Source organism: Pseudomonas sp. JE3303 (assembly GCF_056312565.1).
In genome coordinates this window covers 544,705-565,091 of the sequence record NZ_JBWGIF010000001.1, presented here as the reverse complement: position 1 = coordinate 565,091, position 20,387 = coordinate 544,705, and the positions used below count along the sequence as shown (strand labels likewise).

Annotated in this window: 13 protein-coding genes; 7 read left to right on the top strand and 6 right to left on the bottom strand. The window is 64.2% G+C overall.

The annotated features are described in order from the left end of the window. Positions 1–4: 4 nt before the first annotated feature. The 6 genes from AC0ZZU_RS02670 to putP all read right to left on the bottom strand — a co-directional run bounded on the left by AC0ZZU_RS02670 (position 5) and on the right by putP (position 7,741). Complete coding sequence (locus tag AC0ZZU_RS02670; protein WP_476338843.1) at positions 5–1,414, bottom strand: PIG-L family deacetylase; 1,410 nt, start codon at positions 1,412–1,414, stop codon at positions 5–7. Then, positions 1,411–2,307, bottom strand: coding sequence for an antimicrobial resistance protein Mig-14 (locus AC0ZZU_RS02665; RefSeq protein WP_476338841.1), 897 nt, complete (start codon positions 2,305–2,307; stop codon positions 1,411–1,413). The genes AC0ZZU_RS02670 and AC0ZZU_RS02665 overlap by 4 nt, the downstream gene beginning before the upstream one ends. After that, positions 2,307–3,437 (bottom strand): glycosyltransferase, encoded by a 1,131-nt coding sequence (locus AC0ZZU_RS02660; RefSeq protein ID WP_476338840.1) that lies wholly within the window; start codon positions 3,435–3,437, stop codon positions 2,307–2,309. Before AC0ZZU_RS02660 ends, AC0ZZU_RS02665 begins: the two co-directional genes overlap by 1 nt. Continuing rightward, positions 3,421–5,178 carry a carbamoyltransferase family protein gene (locus AC0ZZU_RS02655; RefSeq protein WP_476338838.1) on the bottom strand — a complete coding sequence of 586 codons (1,758 nt, stop codon included), beginning with the start codon at positions 5,176–5,178 and terminating at the stop codon, positions 3,421–3,423. Before AC0ZZU_RS02655 ends, AC0ZZU_RS02660 begins: the two co-directional genes overlap by 17 nt. A 118-nt stretch (positions 5,179–5,296) precedes the next feature. After that, positions 5,297–6,133 carry a 23S rRNA (adenine(2030)-N(6))-methyltransferase RlmJ gene (locus AC0ZZU_RS02650; RefSeq protein WP_158458563.1) on the bottom strand — a complete coding sequence of 279 codons (837 nt, stop codon included), beginning with the start codon at positions 6,131–6,133 and terminating at the stop codon, positions 5,297–5,299. 126 nt (positions 6,134–6,259) lie between these two features. Next, entirely contained in the window at positions 6,260–7,741 is a 1,482-nt protein-coding gene (putP, locus tag AC0ZZU_RS02645; protein ID WP_476338836.1) for a sodium/proline symporter PutP, read from the bottom strand. A gap of 353 nt (positions 7,742–8,094) precedes the next feature. On the opposite strand from putP, the gene putA reads away from it, so the two are divergent. The 7 genes from putA to AC0ZZU_RS02610 all read left to right on the top strand — a co-directional run bounded on the left by putA (position 8,095) and on the right by AC0ZZU_RS02610 (position 20,321). After that, the gene (putA, locus tag AC0ZZU_RS02640) at positions 8,095–12,048 is read left to right on the top strand and encodes a trifunctional transcriptional regulator/proline dehydrogenase/L-glutamate gamma-semialdehyde dehydrogenase (protein WP_476338834.1); all 3,954 of its coding nucleotides are present in this window, start codon (positions 8,095–8,097) and stop codon (positions 12,046–12,048) included. 153 nt (positions 12,049–12,201) lie between these two features. Further along, positions 12,202–13,242, top strand: a complete 1,041-nt coding sequence (gene zapE / locus AC0ZZU_RS02635) for a cell division protein ZapE (protein ID WP_476338832.1) — start codon at positions 12,202–12,204, stop codon at positions 13,240–13,242. A gap of 159 nt (positions 13,243–13,401) precedes the next feature. After that, positions 13,402–14,844, top strand: a complete 1,443-nt coding sequence (locus AC0ZZU_RS02630) for a TldD/PmbA family protein (protein WP_476338830.1) — start codon at positions 13,402–13,404, stop codon at positions 14,842–14,844. Continuing rightward, positions 14,844–16,175, top strand: a complete 1,332-nt coding sequence (locus AC0ZZU_RS02625) for a TldD/PmbA family protein (protein ID WP_476338828.1) — start codon at positions 14,844–14,846, stop codon at positions 16,173–16,175. The genes AC0ZZU_RS02630 and AC0ZZU_RS02625 overlap by 1 nt, the downstream gene beginning before the upstream one ends. Before the next feature lie 46 nt (positions 16,176–16,221). Next, a complete protein-coding gene (gene mdtD, locus AC0ZZU_RS02620; RefSeq protein WP_476338826.1) occupies positions 16,222–17,649 on the top strand; it encodes a multidrug transporter subunit MdtD in 1,428 nt (475 codons plus the stop codon). Positions 17,650–17,755: 106 nt separating this feature from the next. Next, entirely contained in the window at positions 17,756–19,093 is a 1,338-nt protein-coding gene (gene dbpA / locus AC0ZZU_RS02615; RefSeq protein ID WP_476339116.1) for an ATP-dependent RNA helicase DbpA, read from the top strand. 46 nt (positions 19,094–19,139) lie between these two features. Next, the gene (locus tag AC0ZZU_RS02610) at positions 19,140–20,321 is read left to right on the top strand and encodes a BaiN/RdsA family NAD(P)/FAD-dependent oxidoreductase (RefSeq protein ID WP_476338824.1); all 1,182 of its coding nucleotides are present in this window, start codon (positions 19,140–19,142) and stop codon (positions 20,319–20,321) included. Positions 20,322–20,387: the final 66 nt, after the last annotated feature.

Below are 20,387 nucleotides of genomic sequence, written 5' to 3'. Positions count from 1 at the left end.
GCGGTCAGAGCTCACGGCGCCAGAACAGTTCATGACGCCGTATTGCCTTGCGGAAGAACTCGTTCTCACCATACGGCGACGGACTACGACCCGCCAGCCAGCGCTGCAACCAACGCCGCATGCGGCGCTTGAACGGGGCTCGCGGTTGCAGGTCATGCATCATGCCCAGGGCCATCGCCTTGTCGCGCTGGACGGACGGGTCGAGCAACAGGCTGCACGGCGTCCAGGCCTCGTCCGCGTCAAGCTGCGGAGGCAGGGCCACGCCATCGCCACTGTCGCCCATGGGCCAACGGTCATTGTCGTGCAGGTGGTTGGCGTAGCAGAGCAGGGTCTTCGGCTGCCAGGCCAGGCCCTGCAACGCTTCGAGCACCGCTGCCTGAGCGCAGACATGGTCGGGGTGCGGGTCCAGGCGCGGATGCGGCATCACCAGTACTTCCGGGCGCGCCTCCAGCAACAGGGCGCGCAGATCGGCCAGCAGGTTGTTCCAGGTCGGCGCGCCATCGGTATCGGCAGGCAACTGTGTGGGGTTGAAGCAGCGGAACGGGCGGATGTCGGCCATGTCGGCTTCGCGCGAAACCGCTGGCTGTCCGGGTGCGGCCTGCATGGCAGGGAGTTGCAGGCAGAAATAGCCCAACTGCACGCACCGTGATTCCGGCACGCCCGCCCAACGCGGCACGGCGATACTGTCCCAGGCGCGCAGACGGCCCTTCAGGCGAGCGGCCTCGGCGGTGCCCAAGCCCATCTGACGGTAGTGCTCGGCCTCGATCTCGCCAGCCGTCAAGGTCACCACCCATGCCTCTTCTGCCTGGCTGTAGAGGCCATAGGCAGCAAGCTCGGCGTCGTCGGCGTGTGGTGCGATCACCATGGTGCGGCGCTTGCGCAGCTCGACCTGTGGAGCAACCCACAACGTTGCCTCGCCCACCAGGCGGCAATGGCGCCCGCTCAGGCGCAGTCGGCCTGCCATCAGCGATTCGCCAAAGCCGGTCAAGTTGAGGAATCGAGTCCCGTCGACGCCACGTTCGAAGGTCTGCCGATCGCGCCGTTGACCGTCGGACAGCTCGACCACCGGATCCATGAAGCGACCCAGCCAACTGCCCTTAACCCGGACCTGCACGAGCAAGGTCTCGCCACCCTCCAGCGCGATCGGCGCCTCAGGCAGCAGCGCACCGTTTTGCAACGACACGGGCAGCGCGCGGGTGTCGTCGCCAAAACGGTAGGCGTAGTCTTCGCCAGGGGAGTAGAACAGATGATCGGCGAACCAGGCCTCATGCGCGGCCCACAGCAGCGGCAACAAGAGCAGCGGCAACCACCATTGCACCACCAGGCCGAGCACGACGAGCAGCAGCAAGCCCGCCAGCAAGCCGAGCCGCTTGTTGCGCCGGTGGCGCTTGAGCAACTGCTGCTTGCGGCTCACACCTGGAACACCGGCACAGGATTACACCAGCGGTCCTTGTACTCGCGGTCGGCACGGCCAAACGAGAACCGCAGCGGCTTGCTGCGCGCACGCGCATCTTCCCAGGCGGCCTGGGTATTCAGGAAGCTCAGCACGCTGCCTGGACTGAAGTCCTTGGTCTGGGGATCGACGCCACCGTTGACGTATTCGACGCTGATCCACTCCGGCGCCTCCACCCGGTACACCAGCTGGATGGCAACAGGCGCGCCGTTGAGAAACAGCACCGAGCCGATCAGCAGCTCGCGCAGACGCTCGATCACCTCGGCCATATGCGGCGCACCGGTCGCTGCGAAGCCCCATCGACGCTCGAACAGGTCGCAATACATGGCCGCCATCTCGGCAGCCGAGAACTCGCTGACCGCACGCACCTGGCCACCCGCCTCTTCCAGCAGGCGCAGTTCGCGGCGCTGGTTGTAGCGGAATTTCTTGGACAGGTCTTCGTGGGCGCGCGCCATCGCCAACTGCTCGCGCTGGGGCTTGAGTCCACCGAAGCGCCCCTGATTGAGTTCGGACAGGTAACGCCCGGCATGCCGCAACGGCGCGGCGGCATTGGCCGCGGCCGGCAGGATCAGCTCGGCATTGCCGAGGTCGAACAGGCCTTTCTTGCCCGCGCGCTTGAGCACGTCCTTGGACAGCGCCAGGTGGCGACCCCAGGTCGGGACTGCGGCCTTGAGCTCGCCGCCCTGCTGCCAGCCCAGGTAGCGGACCGGGATACCGGCCAGCTCCGCCAACTGCTCGACCACCAGGGGATGGGTCGCGACGCTGCCGCCAAACTGCTGCCAGGCACCGGCATAGTCGGCCGCATCAATAACGGTCCAGCCCCGCTCGCGCCAGGCCTTGAGATGATTGAGCATCAGGCCTCCGCGACCAGTTCGCGCACTTGAGGCAATTGCCAGAAGTGAACACGCACAGCCTGGTCGGAGAACCGCGTCTGCAGGCGGCCAAGCATGTGTTCGGCGCAGGCCTGGCGCTGGGCCGGATCCAGCCCCGCCATGTGCTGCAGGCCCTGGGCAAGCTGCGCGGCGTCTCCCAGCGGGAACAGCACGCCGACGCCTTCGACTACCTCACGGGCACCGCCGCAGGCCGTGGCCAGTACCGGCACACCGGCAACCATGGCCTCCAGCAGGACCATGCCGAAAGGCTCATGGTCGGAGCTCAGCGCAAACACGTCGAACGCCTTGAAGTAACGGCGGGCATCGGGCACCTGGCCCAGGAAGTCCACCTGCCCGGAAATGCCCAGCTCGACAGCCAGCGCCTTGAGCGACGCTTCAAGACGGCCCTCGCCCAGCAGCGCCAGGCGCGCACCGGCAGGAAGACCCGCAAGCGCCTGGGCGAAACCACGCAGCAGCGTGGCCTGGTCCTTGTCCGGATGAAGCCGCCCGACATTGCCGACGATCCACGCCTCAGGGTCCAGGCCCAACGCCTTGCGCGCCTGGGCTGGGGGAACCAGGCTGGCGCGCAGCGCGGCGATGTCGATCCGGTTGTAGAGGGTCTGGATACGCTCGGCAGGCCATTGGGGCAAGCAGCGGCGCATGTCGTCGCGCACCGCATCCGAAACGCCCAGCAGGCTCAGGCGCTTGCGAAAGAGATTGGCAAACAGCCGTCGCCCAGCCCGTTGGTAATCGCCGAACGCATGGTGCACGCCGATCACCGGCAGTCGGGTACCGAGCAGCGCGACATGGATCGGCTTGAAACGGTGGGCGATGCAGAAGCTGAACTCGCGCTCTGCCGCTATCTTGCGCAAGGCACGGATGGCGCCGAGCTTCAGGCCGCGCACGGCCTTGGAGCTGAACTCGAGAAACAGCACCTCGTCCGACGCGCAGCCGGCAGCGACCTGCGAGTCGGCGGCACCGGTGAGAAACACCGTGGTGACCTTGTAGCCCCTGCCTGCGAACAGGCTGGCGTACTGACGGGCGCAATCCAGGAAGGGCCCGTCATAGCCATGGCAGAACTGCAGGATGCGCGGTTCAGAGCGGCTGGTCATACAGGTCCGCACCGTCCTTGACGACCAGGATGTCTTCCATGATCAGGTACTGCAGGTCGGAGCCGAAGAACATGTTCAGCGCGTCGGTGGGCGAGCAGATCATCGGCTCGCCACGGCGGTTGAGCGAAGTATTGAGCGACACGCCATTGCCGGTGAGCGCTTCAAGGGACTTCATCATGTCGTAGTAGCGCGGGTTGTACTCACGCTTGAGCACCTGGGCACGCGAGGTACCGTCTTCGTGGACGACTTCTGGTACGCGGGTCTTCCACTCTTCGGAAACTTCGAAGGTGAAAGTCATGAACGGTGCCGGATGATCGATCTTGATCATTTGCGGGGCCACGGTGTCGAGCATCGACGGGCAGAAAGGCCTCCAGCGCTCGCGGAACTTGATCTGGTGGTTGATGCGGTCGGCGACGCCCGGCACGCTCGGGCAGCCGATGATCGAACGGCCACCCAGCGCGCGCGGACCGAACTCCATGCGCCCCTGGAACCAGGCCACGGGATTGCCGTCGACCATGATCTTGGCGATCTGCTGCGGCATGTTCTCCAGCTTGCGCCATTTCGGCTGGCTCGCGTGGCGGGCACAGGCGGCAATAACGTCCTCGTTGGAATACGACGGGCCGAGATAGACGTGCTCCATCTTCTCGACCGGCACGCCACGCGCGTGGGACACGTAGGCCGCGGCGCCCACTGCGGTACCGGCGTCGCCGGAAGCCGGCTGGACGAACAGTTCCTTGAGGTCGGGACGGGCGATGATCTTCTGGTTGAGCTTCACGTTCAGCGCGCAGCCGCCGGCGAAGGCCAGCTTGCCGGTTTCGCGCAGGACGTCGCCCAGGTAGTGGTCGATCATCTGCAGGGCGAGCTTTTCGAACAGCGCCTGCATGCTCGCCGCGTAATGGATGTACGGCTCGTCGGCGATGTCGCCTTCGCGCTTGGGACCCAGCCACTCGATCAGCTTGGGCGAGAAGTAGAAGCCCTTGCCCTTCTCTTTATAGCGGCGCAGGCCGATGACGTTGGCGTAGTCGGTGTTGATCACCAGCTCGCCGTTCTCAAAGCTGGCCAGGCGCGAGAAGTCGTATTTGCTGGCGTCGCCATACGGCGCCATGCCCATGACCTTGAACTCGCCGTCGAGCATTTCGAAACCGAGGAACTCGGTGATCGCGCCATACAGGCCACCGAGCGAATCCGGGTCGAAGAACTCCTTGATCTTGTGGATCTTGCCGTTTTCGCCATAGCCGAAGAAGGTCGTGGCGTACTCGCCCTTGCCGTCGATGCCGAGGATCGCGGTCTTTTCCTTGAAGCCCGAGCAGTGGTAGGCGCTGGAGGCATGGGCCAGGTGGTGCTCGACCGGTTCGATCTTGACCTTCTTGGGGTCGAAGCCCAGTTGCTCCAGGCACCATACGATTTTCTTGCGGTAGCGCTTGTAGCGGCGGTTGCCCATCAGGATCGCGTCGAGGGCGCGGTCCGGGGCATACCAGTAGCGCTTGGCGTAGTGCCAGCGGGCCTTGCCGAACAGACTGATCGGCGCAAAGGGAATAGCCACCACGTCGACGTCCGACGGCTTGATACCGGCCTGCTCCAGGCAGAACTTCGCCGACTCGTAGGGCATGCGGTTCTTTGCGTGCTTGTCGCGCACGAAGCGTTCTTCTTCAGCGGCGGCAATCAGCTTGCCGTCGATGTACAGGGCCGCGGAAGGATCATGGCTAAGGGCGCCGGACAGGCCAAGAATCGTCAATGCCAAGGGTCTAGCCTCTTCATTCTTTGAAAATGCGCCTCGACCGCGTGGGCGGGAGGCAGCGAAAGAGCGGGATTATAACGCAAAGCGGGCCAGTCGGGATGGCATGCTCTGGCGGCCATCCTCACTCCGCGATCAACCAGTCCATGCGCCAGCTGCCCCGGGTCTGGGCCAGCACCTGGGACAGCCACGGCAGCAGTTCGCGCAGCTCTTCTTCCAGCCCCCAGGGCGGGTTGGCGATGGCCAGGCCAGAACCGTTCAGGCCTTGCGGGCTGTCCTGCGGATGCACGTACAGCTCGACCCGCAGCAGCTTCGGCGCGCCAGTGCTGGTGAGGTCCTGATAGAAACGCACGAGCTGGCGCTGGTCCTTGATCGGGTACCAGATCGCTGCCACCGTCTGGCGCATGCGGCCAATGGCCTCTTTCATCGACTGACTGCAGCGCTTGAGTTCGTCGGCCTGCTCAAAAGGCGGATCGATGAGCATCACGGCGCGCTTTTCCTGCACCGGCAGCAGTGCCCGGGGCACGTGCCAGCCCTCGCCCAGGTGCACCGTCACCCGCGGATCCTTCTTCATGTTTTCCTTGAGCAGGCGACCGTCTTCGGGGTGTTTCTCGTTGAGCTGCACACGGTCCTGCTGGCGCACCAGGCGCCGCGCAAGCTCCGGCGAGCCGGGGTAGTAACGCAGCTCGCCATCGGGGTTCAGGCGCTGGATGATGCGCAGGTAGTCGGCGGTGAGCGCCGGCAGGTCATCGCGCCCCCAGAGGCGCGCGATACCTTCAAGGTACTCGCCGGTGCGGCTCGCCTGGTCGCCCTGCAGGTCGTACAGACCCAACCCGGCATGGGTGTCGAGATAGGCGAAAGGCTGCTCCTTGCGTGACATCAGGGCGATCAGCCGGGTCAGGACAAGGTGTTTGAAGACGTCGGCATGGTTGCCGGCGTGGAAGGCGTGACGATAGTTCATGGCAACTCCTGCAAGGCCGTGAAGTTTAACCTGTCGCATCGCGCCCGTCAGGTGACGCCCGCCAAAACGACAACGGCCCGCACCTCGGTGAGGTGCGGGCCGTCTCAGGCGAAGGTTCTGAGAGCCTTACTTGTCGGCGTGATACGCCGCGTCAGCGGTTTCGAAGCGAGAAACCATGCCGGCGCTCGGACGCCCCATCAGGCTGACCACGACAATGGCCAGCGTAGCCAGGGCGAAGCCAGGAATGATCTCGTAGAGACCTGTCTCAAGACTCTTCCACAGGATCACGGTCACTGCCCCGACCACGATGCCAGCAAGTGCACCGTTGCGGGTCATGCCTTTCCACAGGACCGAAAGCAGCACTACCGGACCGAAGGCGGCGCCGAAGCCGGCCCAGGCGTAGGACACCAGGCCCAGCACGCGGTTTTCCGGGTTGGCTGCCATGGCGATGGCGATCAGTGCAACCGCCAGGACCATCATGCGGCCGACCCACACCAGCTCGCGCTGCGACGCACCCTTGCGCAGGAAGGCCTTGTAGAAGTCCTCGGTCAGCGCACTGGAACAGACCAGCAGCTGGCAGCTCAAGGTGCTCATCACCGCCGCCAGGATGGCCGACAGCAGCACACCGGCAACCCACGGGTTGAACAGGATTTTCGCCAGTTCGATGAAGACACGCTCAGGGTTCTCGGTGATCGGACCTGCAAGGTCAGGGTTGGCCGAGAAGTAGGCGATACCGAAGAAGCCCACGGCGCAGGTACCGGCCAGGCACAGGATCATCCAGGTCATGGAGATACGGCGTGCGTTGGCGATCGACTTGACCGAGTCGGCGGCCATGAACCGCGCCAGGATATGCGGCTGGCCGAAGTAGCCCAGGCCCCAGCCCATCAGCGAGATGATGCCAATGAAGGTAGCGCCCTTGAACATGTCGAAGTTTGCCGCGTTTTGCGCTTCGATGGCGAGGAGCGTGGTGTCGAGGCCGCCCGTGGAGATCAGCACGATCACTGGGGTCAGGATCAGCGCGAAGATCATCAGCGAAGCCTGCACCGTATCGGTCCAGCTCACTGCCAGGAAACCACCCACGAAGGTGTAGGCGATGGTAGCAGCGGCGCCAGCCCACAGGGCGGTCTCGTAGGACATGCCGAAGGTGCTTTCGAACAACCGTGCGCCCGCAACGATGCCGGATGCGCAATAGATGGTGAAGAACACCAGGATGACCACGGCCGAGATGATCCGCAGCAGACCGCTCTTGTCTTCGAAACGGCTGGTGAAGTAGTCCGGCAGGGTCAACGCATCGCCGTTGTGCTCGGTCTGCACCCGCAGGCGTCCGGCAACGAACAGCCAGTTGAGATAGGCACCGACGGTAAGACCGATGGCGATCCAGGCTTCGGAGAGACCCGACATGTAGATGGCGCCTGGCAGGCCCATCAGCAACCAGCCGCTCATGTCCGATGCACCGGCCGAGAGTGCGGTCACCACGCTGCCGAGGCTGCGGCCGCCAAGAATATAGTCAGAGAGGTTATTGGTAGAGCGATAGGCCATGAAGCCGATCAGCACCATTATTGCGATGTAGATCACGAACGTAGTCGTGATTGGATTGAATACACCCATTGTTGTGCCCTGGCGTTTGTTTTTATGTAGCAGCAACCTGGAGATCGGTTGCACCCAGGCGGCGAATCCTATTCAACAAAGCGAATCGGGTGCAACCACTTTCCACTCTCAGTTGCACCTCTTCAGATTTTTCTTACAAATGGACGCTTATTGCCCCGTTTTGAAGCACGGCGTGAGCGTTTTAGGAAAAAAGTGCTCCGAGAGCACCCATTTTCATCATGGGGTTTTGGATGCCCGACCAGTTGCATCCTTTTCCTACAAAAAATGGGTTGCACCCGGTTGCACCCTCACTGTCCGACGGCTAATCTTGGCGCCAGCTTAAGCCACAGCCGTGGCAATAATGAGGATAAGAAATGGCGACGACCACCCTTGGGGTCAAACTCGACGACCCTACCCGTGAGCGACTCAAAGCAGCTGCGCAGTCCATTGACCGCACGCCGCATTGGTTGATCAAACAGGCGATCTTCAACTATCTGGAGAAGCTCGAGGGTGGCGCCACCCTGGCCGAAATCAACGGTCATGCCAGCATTGCCGCTGACGAAGTGGTCGAAGTGCAGGCCGATCATAACCACCAGTGTTTCCTGGAGTTTGCCGAAAGCATCCTGCCGCAATCGGTCCTGCGCTCGGCCATCACCGCCGCGTACCGCCGCCCCGAGCAGGAAGTCGTACCCATGCTGCTGGAGCAGGCCCGCCTCCCCGCGCCGCTGGCCGATGCGACCAACAAGCTGGCCGCGACCCTCGCCGACAAGCTGCGCAACCAGAAAAGTGCTGGCGGCCGTGCCGGGATTGTTCAGGGCTTGCTGCAGGAGTTCTCGCTGTCCTCCCAGGAAGGCGTGGCGCTGATGTGCCTGGCCGAAGCCCTGTTGCGCATCCCCGACAAAGGTACTCGCGATGCCTTGATCCGCGACAAGATCAGCACCGGCAACTGGCAGCCGCATCTGGGCAACAGCCCATCGCTGTTCGTCAATGCCGCGACCTGGGGCCTGTTGCTGACCGGCAAGCTGGTATCCACCCACAATGAATCCGGCCTTACCTCTTCGCTCAGCCGCATCATTGGCAAGAGCGGCGAGCCGATGATCCGCAAGGGCGTCGACATGGCCATGCGCCTGATGGGCGAGCAGTTCGTCACCGGCGAGACCATTGCCGAAGCCCTGGCCAACGCCAGCCGCTTCGAGTCCAAGGGTTTCCGTTACTCCTATGACATGCTCGGCGAAGCCGCACTGACCGAGCACGACGCGCAGAAATACCTGGCCTCCTACGAGCAGGCGATCCACTCGATCGGCAAGGCCTCCCACGGCCGCGGCATCTATGAAGGCCCTGGCATTTCCATCAAGCTCTCCGCCCTGCATCCACGCTACAGCCGTGCCCAGTACGAGCGCGTGATGGAAGAGCTGTATCCACGCCTGCTGTCGCTGACCTTGCTGGCCAAGCAGTACGACATCGGCCTGAACATCGACGCCGAGGAAGCCGACCGCCTGGAGCTGTCCCTCGACCTGCTCGAGCGCCTGTGCTTCGAGCCACAGCTGGCCGGCTGGAATGGCATCGGCTTCGTGATCCAGGCCTACCAGAAACGCTGCCCGTACGTGATCGACTATGTGATCGACCTGGCACGCCGCAGCCGTCACCGCCTGATGATCCGATTGGTGAAAGGGGCTTACTGGGACAGCGAGATCAAGCGCGCGCAGATGGAAGGCCTGGAAGGCTATCCGGTCTACACCCGCAAGGTTTACACCGACGTTTCCTACATTGCCTGTGCACGCAAGCTGTTGTCGGTGCCTGAGGCCATCTACCCGCAGTTTGCTACCCACAACGCCCACACGCTGTCGGCCATCTACCAGCTTGCCGGTCAGAACTACTACCCTGGGCAGTATGAGTTCCAGTGCCTGCATGGCATGGGCGAGCCGCTCTACGAGCAGGTTGTAGGCAAGATTTCAGAAGGCAAGCTGAACCGTCCGTGCCGCGTGTATGCGCCCGTTGGCACCCACGAGACCCTGCTGGCCTACCTGGTGCGCCGCCTGCTCGAAAACGGCGCCAACACCTCTTTCGTCAACCGCGTCGCCGACCATTCGCTGTCGATCCAGGAACTGGTCGCCGACCCGGTTGCCAGCATCGAGAGCATGGCCGCGCAGGAAGGCAGCGTTGGCCTGCCTCATCCGCGCATCCCGATGCCGCGTGACCTGTATGGAAGCGAGCGGGCCAACTCGGCCGGCATCGACATGGCCAACGAACACCGTCTGGCGTCGCTGTCCTGCGCCCTGCTGGCGACTGCCCACACTGAGTGGAAAGCCGCGCCGCTGCTGGGCTGCACCTCCAGCCAAGAGCCTGCTGCCGCGGTGCTCAACCCGTCGGACCATCGCGATGTTGTCGGTCACGTCCAGGAGGCAACAGTCGGCGACGTCGACAAGGCCATCCAGTGCGCCCTCAACGCCGCACCGATCTGGCAGGCCACCCCGCCGGCCGAGCGCGCCGCGATCCTGGAGCGTACCGCCGACCTGATGGAGGCCGAGATCCAGCCGCTGATGGGCCTGCTGGTCCGCGAAGCTGGCAAGACCTACCTGAACGCTATCGCCGAAGTGCGCGAAGCCGTGGATTTCTTGCGCTACTACGCCGTACAGGCGCGCAACGATTTCAGCAACGACGCCCACCGCCCACTGGGCCCGGTGGTGTGCATCAGCCCTTGGAACTTCCCGCTGGCCATCTTCTCCGGCCAGGTCGCCGCTGCCCTGGCCGCCGGCAACCCGGTGCTGGCCAAGCCTGCCGAACAGACCCCGCTCATCGCCGCCCAGGCCGTGCGCCTGCTGCTTGAGGCCGGTATTCCCGAAGGCGTACTGCAACTGTTGCCGGGCCGCGGCGAAACCGTCGGTGCCCGCCTGGTGGGTGACGAGCGTGTCAAGGGTGTGATGTTTACCGGCTCCACCGAAGTGGCGCGCCTGCTGCAGCGCAACATTGCCGGTCGTCTCGACGCCCAGGGCCGCCCAATCCCGCTGATCGCTGAAACAGGCGGACAGAACGCGATGATCGTCGACTCGTCGGCACTGACCGAGCAAGTCGTGATCGACGTGGTGTCCTCCGCCTTCGACAGCGCTGGCCAGCGTTGCTCTGCCCTGCGCGTACTTTGCCTGCAGGAAGATTCGGCCGACCGCGTCATCGAAATGCTCAAGGGTGCCATGGCGCAGAGCCGCCTGGGCAACCCGGAGCGTCTCTCCGTCGACATCGGCCCGGTGATCGACGCCGAAGCCAAGGCGGGCATCGAGAAACACATCCAGGGCATGCGTGAAAAAGGCCGCTCCGTGTATCAGGTGGCCATCGCCGATGGCGCCGAGTGCAAGCGTGGCACCTTCGTCATGCCGACCCTGATCGAGCTGGACAGCTTCGACGAGCTCAAGCGCGAGATCTTCGGCCCCGTGCTGCACGTCGTGCGCTACAACCGTCGTAACCTCGACCAGCTCATCGAGCAGATCAACGCTTCCGGCTACGGCCTGACCCTGGGCGTGCATACCCGCATCGACGAAACCATCGCCAAGGTGGTGGACAACGTCAACGCCGGTAACGTCTACGTCAACCGCAACGTTGTCGGTGCGGTCGTCGGCGTGCAGCCATTCGGCGGCGAAGGCCTGTCTGGCACCGGCCCGAAAGCCGGTGGTCCGCTGTACCTGTACCGCCTGCTGTCGACCCGTCCTGCCGATGCCATCGAGCAGCACTTCAAGCGCACCGACGGCGACGCCAATACCGGCAACCCCCTGCGCGACGCACTGCTCAAGCCACTGCAAGGCCTCAAGGCCTGGGCGGCCGGCAACCAGCATGCCGACCTCGCGACCCTGTGCGATCAGTTTGCCCAGCAGTCGCAGAGCGGTATCAGCCGCGTGCTTCCAGGCCCGACCGGCGAGCGCAACAGCTACACCATCCTGCCGCGCGAGCACGTGCTGTGCCTGGCCGACAGTGAAGCGGACCTGCTCACCCAACTGGCCGCGGTCCTGTCCGTCGGCAGCTCGGCGGTGTGGCTGGATGCAGAACCGGGCAAGGCCCTGCGTGGCCGCCTGCCGAAAGACGTACAGGCCAAGATCAAGCTCGTTGCCGACTGGCAGAAGGACGACGTGGTCTTCGAGGCCGTCCTGCACCATGGTGATTCCGACCAGTTGCGTGGCGTCTGCGAGCAGATCGCCAAGCGTGCGGGCGCGATCGTGGGGGTTCACGGCTTGTCTGCCGGGGAGACCAACGTGGCGCTGGAGCGGTTGGTGATCGAGCGGGCACTGAGCGTCAACACCGCGGCGGCAGGGGGCAACGCAAGCCTGATGACTATCGGCTGACAGCCATGTCCGGTCCTTTTGAGCGCCGTGCAACGCGGCGTTACACCCGCACCGGACACTTTTCCTTCGCGTGATGCGCCCGGGGCTTGCCTTTCGACAATAGCGAAACCTCGCTAACATGGCCCCGGGAATCATCACAACAAGGACTGTCCCATGCAGCACATTGTTTCCCGGATCGAGGCAGTTGCGGCATCCCGCGGCTATACGCTGGACTCCCACCAAAGCGCCTGCGCCATCCGACTCGGCCAATTGGCGGACGATGTCCTGCACAAACCCCTGATTCAACTCCGCAAGCCCAAGGGGCTTTATGTGTGGGGGCCCGTAGGCAGGGGCAAGAGCTTCTTGCTCGACACCTTCTTCGACGCGTTACCGTTCAAGGAAAAGAAGCGCGTTCACTTTCACGAGTTCTTCCGGGAACTGCATCAGCGTCTGTTCGAATTGTCTGCCAGCGACCGTGGCATGGACGATGCGCTCGACGACATGCTCAGGGACTGCAAGCTGCTGTGTTTCGACGAGTTCCATTTGCACGATATCGGCGACGCTATGTTGATCAGCCGTGTGTTCAAGGCCATCTTCGCCCGCGACTGCCTGCTGCTGACCACCTCGAACTATGCACCCGAAGGCCTGTTGCCCAACCCGCTTTATCACGAGCGGTTCCTGCCCACGATCCGCTTGATCGAAGCGCACATGGACATCGTATCGATTGCCGGCGACATCGATTACCGCAGCCTGTCCACTGAAGGCTCCGATACCTTCGGACGCGGCGCGTTCATCTCCCCCGGCTCCTCGTCGCAGCGCAAGCAGCTGGGTCTTTCGGATCCTGGGGCCAAGAGAACGGTACTCCAGGTAAACCATCGCCCGCTGCATGCGATCGCGGCATCGGACACGCGGCTGCACCTGAGCTTCAGCGACATCTGTGACGCTCCCACGGCGACCATGGACTACCTGGCGCTGGTCAAGCAGTACCCCTGCTGGATCATCGAAGACGTCCCCCGCCTGTCAGAGGCCTCGGCAGCCGCCCAGCAACGGTTTCTCAATCTGGTGGACGTGCTTTACGACAAACGCTGCACCGTGTTCATGATCAGCGCCTTGCCTCTGGTCGAAGCGATCGACCACAGCGACATCGCCGACATCGTCAGGACCCGCAGCCGCCTGTCACAGATGAGGCAGCTGGACCATGAGCCGGTCCATTAAGCGGCATCATATGTTGCGCGACTTGGCTTTTTCTGACCTGGGAGGTGCGAGACTGCCATACTGAGCGCGCATCGCTTCGGGCCGGGGACGAAACCTGCCTGAGCACGTAAAAGACGGGTGGTTCTGAGGGGGAACCACCGCGTACCCGGAGGTCACCGCATGTTCGATTCCAGCGCCTTGCTGCGCCAGCGCTTCGCCGCGCTGCGCAGCACGGCCGAGTTCTTTTCACTGAGGCACGTCAGGCAGTCTTCGCAGTCGCTGTCGGTGCGCCGCGATGTGGCCGAGCCGCCGTTCCTGCATGAGGACCAGGGCGCGATGCTGACCGTGCGCATCAAGGGCGTCGAGGCCTATGCGGCCACCGCCGATCTTTCCCAGTCCGGCTTGCAACAAGCGCTGGAGCGCGCCGAGGCTTTGGCCCGGCAGGTCAGCGGTGTTGCCCTGCTTGACCTCAGCGAGCAGGCAGTGGCCAGCGAGCGCCACGATCATTACTCGCCCAATCTTGATCAGCCCCTGCCACCGTTGGCCGAGTGCCTGGCGCTGCTGGCTGCGGAGTCGGCCAGCGTCCCGCGCGACAGCCGCCTAGTGAACTGGCAGGCCAGCTTGAGTATCAGCACGGTCGAGCAGGTGTACCTGAACAACGCCGGCGCTCAATTGCGCCATGCCCAGCGCTTTCTGTTTCCCGGTTTCAGCGCCACCGCGAGCGACGGGCGGGACAGCCAGAGCCGCAGCCTTGGCCGCGAGAACTTCGGCCAGCAAGGCGGTCTGGAGGTCATCGAGCGCTGCGGACTGGTCGGTTCGGGCGCTCGGGTCGCCGACCAGGCACTCCAGCTGCTGCTCGCCCCCAACACCCCGAGCGGCCCGCGGGACCTGCTGCTGATGCCAGACCAGATGATGCTGCAGATCCATGAATCGATCGGCCATCCGCTCGAGATGGACCGCATTCTTGGCGATGAGCGCAACTACGCGGGTACCAGCTTCGTCAAGGCCAGCGATTTTGGCGAACTGCAGTACGGCTCGCGCCTGCTCAACGTGACCTTCGACCCGAGCATCGGCGAAGAGCTCGCCAGCTACAGCCATGACGACGATGGCACCCCTGCAAGCAAGCAGTTCCTGATTCGCGATGGGCTGTTGCTGCGCCCACTGGGCGGCGCACTGTCACAGCATCGGTCGGGTCTGGATGGCGTGGCCAACAGCCGCGCCTGCGGCTGGAACCGGGCACCGATCGACCGCATGGCCAACCTCAACATCGAGCCGGGCGACCAGTCTCTGGATCAATTGATCGGCGGCATCGAGCACGGCATCCTGATGCGCACCAATCGCTCATGGTCCATCGATGACGCGCGCAACAAGTTCCAGTTCGGCTGCGAGTGGGGCCAGCTGATCGAAAACGGCGAGCTCAAGGGCGTGGTGAAGAATCCCAACTACCGGGGGATCTCCGCGCGCTTCTGGAGCAACCTCAGCGCTGTCGGCGACCGCAGCACCTTCCAGGTACTGGGCACGCCCAACTGCGGCAAGGGCGAACCCAACCAGGTGGTGCGGGTCGGGCACGCCTCGCCGGCCTGCGTGTTCAGCCAGATCGACGTATTCGGAGGAGACGCCTGATGGCTGCCACCCCCCTGCAACGCTTCCAGACACTTGTGGATAACCTGCTCGCCGCGCTTGGCCCTGGCGAGCACTTCACCCTGAGCTACAGCGCCGAGCAATCGCAGTTCATCCGCTTCAATCATGGCCGCGTGCGCCAGGCCGGCGACGTAAGCCAGGCCAGCGCCTTGTTGCGGCTGGTCAAGGATGGGCGCCAGGCCGAAATGCAGTTCACGCTCGGCGACCAGGCGGAGGTCGATCGCGACCGGCTCGACCAGGCGCTTGTCCAACTGCGCGAAACCCTGCCGCTGCTTGCCGCCGATCCTTACCTGAAGCTGGATGAGAAACCGTGGCAGAGCCATAGCCTGCTTGAAGCACCGCTACCCGATCTGGGCGAGGTGCTGGCCGAAGTCGAACGGGGCGCGGCCGCGCTGGACCTTGTGGGGATCTATGCTGCCGGGCCGGTCTGCCGGGGCTTTGCCAGCTCGTTCGGCGCCTTTGGCTGGCACCAGGCCAACAGTTTCAACTTCGACTGGAGTCTGTTCCATGCCAACGGCCAGGCGGTAAAGGCCAACTACGCGGGCGAGAGCTGGAACAGCGAAGCTTTCGCGGCGCGCCTGCAGCAGGCCCGCGAGCAGCTCGACTACCTGGGCCGGCCGTTGCGGGTGCTCAGTCCTGGACAATACCGCGCCTTCCTGGCACCGGCCGCGCTCGAGGAAATCACTGGCCTGCTGTGCTGGGGCGGGTTCTCGGCCCAGTCACTGGCCACAGGCGACAGCCCCTTGCAGCGGCTGTACAGCGGCGATGCACAGCTCAGCCCCTTGCTGAACATCGACGAGCAGGTCAGCGGCTCCCTGAGCCCGGCATTCTCCGATGAAGGTTCGCCGCGCAGCGATCTGCGGCTGGTCAGCGAAGGTCGGGCACTGGAGCGGCTGGTGAGCGCTCGCAGCGCGGCCGAGTTCGCCCTGGAGGCCAATGGCGCCGACAGCTACGAGTCGCCCTGCGCGCTGAGCCTGGGTGGCGGCGACCTGGGCGGCAGTGACGTGCTGGCCCGGCTGGACACTGGCCTGTACATCAGCAACCTGTGGTACCTCAACTACTCGGACCTTCCTGCCGCGCGCATGACCGGGCTGACCCGCTTCGCGACCTTCTGGGTCGAGGACGGCAGGATCCAGGCACCCGTCAGCACCATGCGCTTCGACGACAGCCTCTACAGCCTGCTTGGCAGCCAGCTCGAAGCGCTGACACGCGAGCGCGAGATGATCCTGTCGACCAGTACGTACGGGCAGAGGCAAACCGGATCGAGTCATTTGCCGGGGGCGCTGGTCAGAGGATTGACCCTGACGCTGTAACGCCGCCCCGACGCGGGAAATGCGTACGCTTTGAAAGGCCCACTCCATGCCCGAACGCACACCGCTGGACCCGACCACCGCCCGCTGGATTCCGTGGGTGGTGGCCATCGCCTTCTTCATGCAGTCACTGGACGGCACGATCCTCAATACTGCCCTGCCAGCCATGGCGCTGGACCTGGCCGAGAACCCGCTGCGCATGCAAGGGGTGATCATCGCCTACATGCTCACCGTGGCGCTGTTGATCCCGGCATCGGGCTGGATCGCCGACCGCTTCGGCACCAAGCGCATCTTCTTCAGCGCCATCCTGCTGTTCAGCTTCGGCTCGCTGCTATGCGCCCTGGCCAACAGCCTGGGCCTGCTGGTTGGCGCGCGTATCATCCAGGGCCTGGGCGGCGCGCTGATGCTGCCAGTCGGACGCCTTGTGGTGCTGCGAGCGTACCCGCGCTCCGAACTCGTACGAATCATGAGTTTCATCACCATCCCCGGCCTGCTCGGCCCGCTGCTGGGCCCGACGCTGGGCGGCTGGCTGGTGGAGATTCTCAGCTGGCACTGGATCTTCCTGCTCAACCTGCCGGTGGGTGCGCTGGGATGCTACGCGGTCTGGAAATTCATCCCCGACCTGCGCGGCGCCGAACGCACAGCGTTCGACGGCGTCGGCTTCGTGCTGTTCGGCGCAGCAATGGTGCTGATCACCATTGCCATGGAAGGCCTGGGCGAGCTGCACCTGCCTCATCTGAGGGTGATGCTGCTGCTGTTTGCCGGCATGGCGTGCCTGGCGGCCTACTGGCTGCGTGCCGGGCGCATCGAGAATCCGCTGTTTTCGCCACGGCTGTTCCGTACCCGGACTTTTTCGGTGGGTATCCTGGGCAACCTGTTTGCCCGCCTCGGCAGCGGCGCCCTGCCATTCCTGGTGCCGTTGCTGCTGCAGGTTGCGCTGGGCTACTCACCCTCCCAGGCCGGCATGAGCATGATTCCCCTGGCTGCCGCGGCGATGGTGGCCAAGTCCATCGCCCGTCCGTTGATCGAGCGCCTGGGCTACCGGATCATTCTGACCTCGAACACCTTGCTGCTAGGAGTGCTGCTGTGCAGCCTGGGGCTGGTCAACGAGAACACGCCCTATCCGCTGCTCCTGGCCCAGCTGGCCTTGCTGGGCGCGGTGAACTCCATGCAGTTCACCGCGATGAACACTGTGACCCTGATCGACCTGGACGACGCCAGCGCCAGCAGCGGCAACGGCCTGCTGTCGGTGGTGGCGCAGCTCTCCCTGAGCCTGGGCGTAGCCTGCGCGGGCGCACTGCTGGGCGGCTTCACCACCGCTGGCAGCGCCGAGGGAGTGGAAAGTACCCTGGGCGCCTTCCAGCTGACGTTCCTGAGCATCGGCCTGATGGCAATGCTGGCCGCGGCGATCTTCCTGCAACTGGCGCCAACAGACGGAAGGCGTGTCCCTCGTCCGGTTGAACAGATCGAACCTTAGGGCCAAAGGCCACGAGGCTGATACACTGCTCGGCATTTTTGCCCTTCAGGCCCGCCTCGTGACCACCACCGCTACCGCCTTCGCCACCTTGCCGCTGTCCGCCGCCATGCTGGCCAACCTGGACACCCTCGGGTACGCCCAGATGACTCCGATCCAGGCCCAGAGCCTGCCGGTCATCCTTCGCGGCCAGGACCTGATTGCCCAGGCCAAGACCGGCAGCGGCAAGACTGCCGCTTTCGGCATCGGCCTGCTCAACCCGATCAACCCGCGCTACTTCGGTTGCCAGGCGCTGGTGCTGTGCCCTACCCGCGAGCTCGCCGACCAGGTTGCCAAGGAACTGCGCCGCCTGGCGCGCGCCGAAGACAACATCAAGATCCTGACCCTCTGCGGCGGTGTATCGCTCGGCCCGCAGATCGCTTCGCTCGAGCATGGCGCGCACATCATCGTCGGTACTCCAGGCCGCGTGCAGCAGCACCTGGACAAGGGCACCCTGGTGCTCGACGGCCTCAACACCCTGGTGTTGGACGAAGCCGACCGCATGCTCGACATGGGCTTTTTCGATGCCATCGCCGCGATCATCGGACGCACCCCGTCGCGCCGCCAGACGCTGCTGTTCTCCGCGACCTACCCGGCGGGCATCGAGCAACTGGCTGCCAAGTTCATGCGCCAGCCGCAACAGGTGAAGGTCGAGTCGCTGCACACCGACAGCCAGATCGAGCAGTCCTTCATCGAGATCGAGCCGCAGAACCGTCTCGAAGCCCTCACCCGCGTGCTCGGCCATTATCGTCCCCAGTCCTGCGTGGCCTTCTGCTTCACCAAGCAGCAATGCGATGACGTCGTCCAGCACCTCAAGTCCAAGGGGATCGTCGCCGAGGCCCTGCATGGCGACCTGGAGCAGCGCGACCGCGATGAGGTCCTGACCCTGTTCGCCAACCGCAGCAGCTCGGTACTGGTTGCCACCGACGTCGCTGCCCGCGGCCTGGATATCGATGCCCTGGACCTGGTCATCAACGTCGAGCTGGCCCGTGATGCCGAGATTCACGTGCACCGCGTCGGCCGTACCGGCCGTGCCGGCGAGAAGGGCATCGCGGTAAGCCTGGTGGCGCCTGCCGAAGGCCACCGTGCACAGGCTATCGAAGCGCTGCAGAAGAGCCCGTTGCGCTGGGAGCAGCTGGACAACCTGAAGAACAAGGGCGGCGAACCGTTGCTGCCACCGATGAGCACCTTGTGCATCGGCGCCGGGCGCAAGGACAAGCTGCGTCCGGGTGACATCCTCGGCGCGCTGACAGGTGATGCGGGCATCCCGGGCAAGCAGGTCGGCAAGATCGCCATCTTCGACTTCCAGGCGTTCGTCGCCGTGGAGCGTGGCGTGGCCAAGCAGGCCTTGAGCCGTCTGAGCAGCGGCAAGATCAAGGGCCGCTCGTTGCGGGTGCGGATTGTCTGAAGGCACCTCGCCATCCCCACAGACCGGGTAATTTCAAGGAACCCCTGTGCAAAGCACTGACGTAATCATCATCGGTGCCGGCGCTGCCGGCCTGATGTGCTCCCTGACCGCCGCCCGGCGCGGCCGTCGGGTGCAACTGCTCGACCACGCCAACAAGCCCGGCAAGAAGATCCTCATGTCGGGCGGCGGCCGCTGCAACTTCACCAACATGTATTCAGAGCCCGCCAACTTCCTTTCGCAGAACCCGCACTTCTGCAAGTCGGCGCTGGCCCGCTACACCCAGTGGGATTTCATCGAACTGGTGGCCAGGCACGCCGTGCCGTACCACGAGAAAAAGCTCGGCCAGCTGTTCTGCGACAACAAGTCCAGCGACATCCTCGACATGCTGCTGGCCGAGTGCGACAGCGCAGGCGCCCAGCTGCGCATGGACACGCGCATCGAGCAGATCGAAAAGGCCGAGGACGGCTACCTGCTCGAGACCAGCGCCGGACCTTGGCGTTGCCAGTCGCTGGTGATCGCTACTGGCGGCCTCTCGATCCCCACGCTGGGCGCGACGGGTTTTGGTTACCAGGTCGCGCGCCAGTTCGGCCACAGCGTCTTGCCGACACGCGCGGGCCTGGTGCCTTTCACCATCACCGATCCTCAGCTCAAGGCGCTGTGCACCGAACTGTCCGGTACCTCGCTCGACTGTGTGGCCAGCTGCAACGGTATGAGTTTCCGCGAGAACCTGCTGTTCACTCACCGCGGCCTCAGCGGCCCGGCGATCCTGCAGGTGTCATCGTTCTGGGAAGCCGGGGATGCAGTTGAAATCAACCTGCTGCCCGACCACGATGCGTCGGCCTGGCTGCAACAGCAGCAATCCGAACGCCCCAACAGCGAGCTCAAGACCCTGCTCGGTGAATTGTTCACGCGCAAGATGGCCAACCTGCTCGCCGAGCAATGGTTCGTCTCCAAGCCTATGAAACAGTACACCCCAGCGGAGCTTGCGCAGGTGGCCGAGAAACTGTCGGCCTGGCAAGTGGTCCCCGCAGGCACCGAGGGCTACCGCACCGCCGAAGTTACCCTGGGCGGCGTCGATACCCGCGAGGTCTCGTCCAAGACCATGGAGTCGCTTAAAAGCCCTGGCCTGTATTTCATCGGTGAAGTCGTGGATGTCAGCGGCCACCTGGGCGGCTTCAATTTCCAGTGGGCCTGGGCTTCCGCCAACGCTGCCGCACAGTTCGTCTAGGCTTCGCGTTAGAATCCGTCCCGCCACGGAACGCTTCTTGCTGGTCCGTGGCGCCTGGCGGCATAC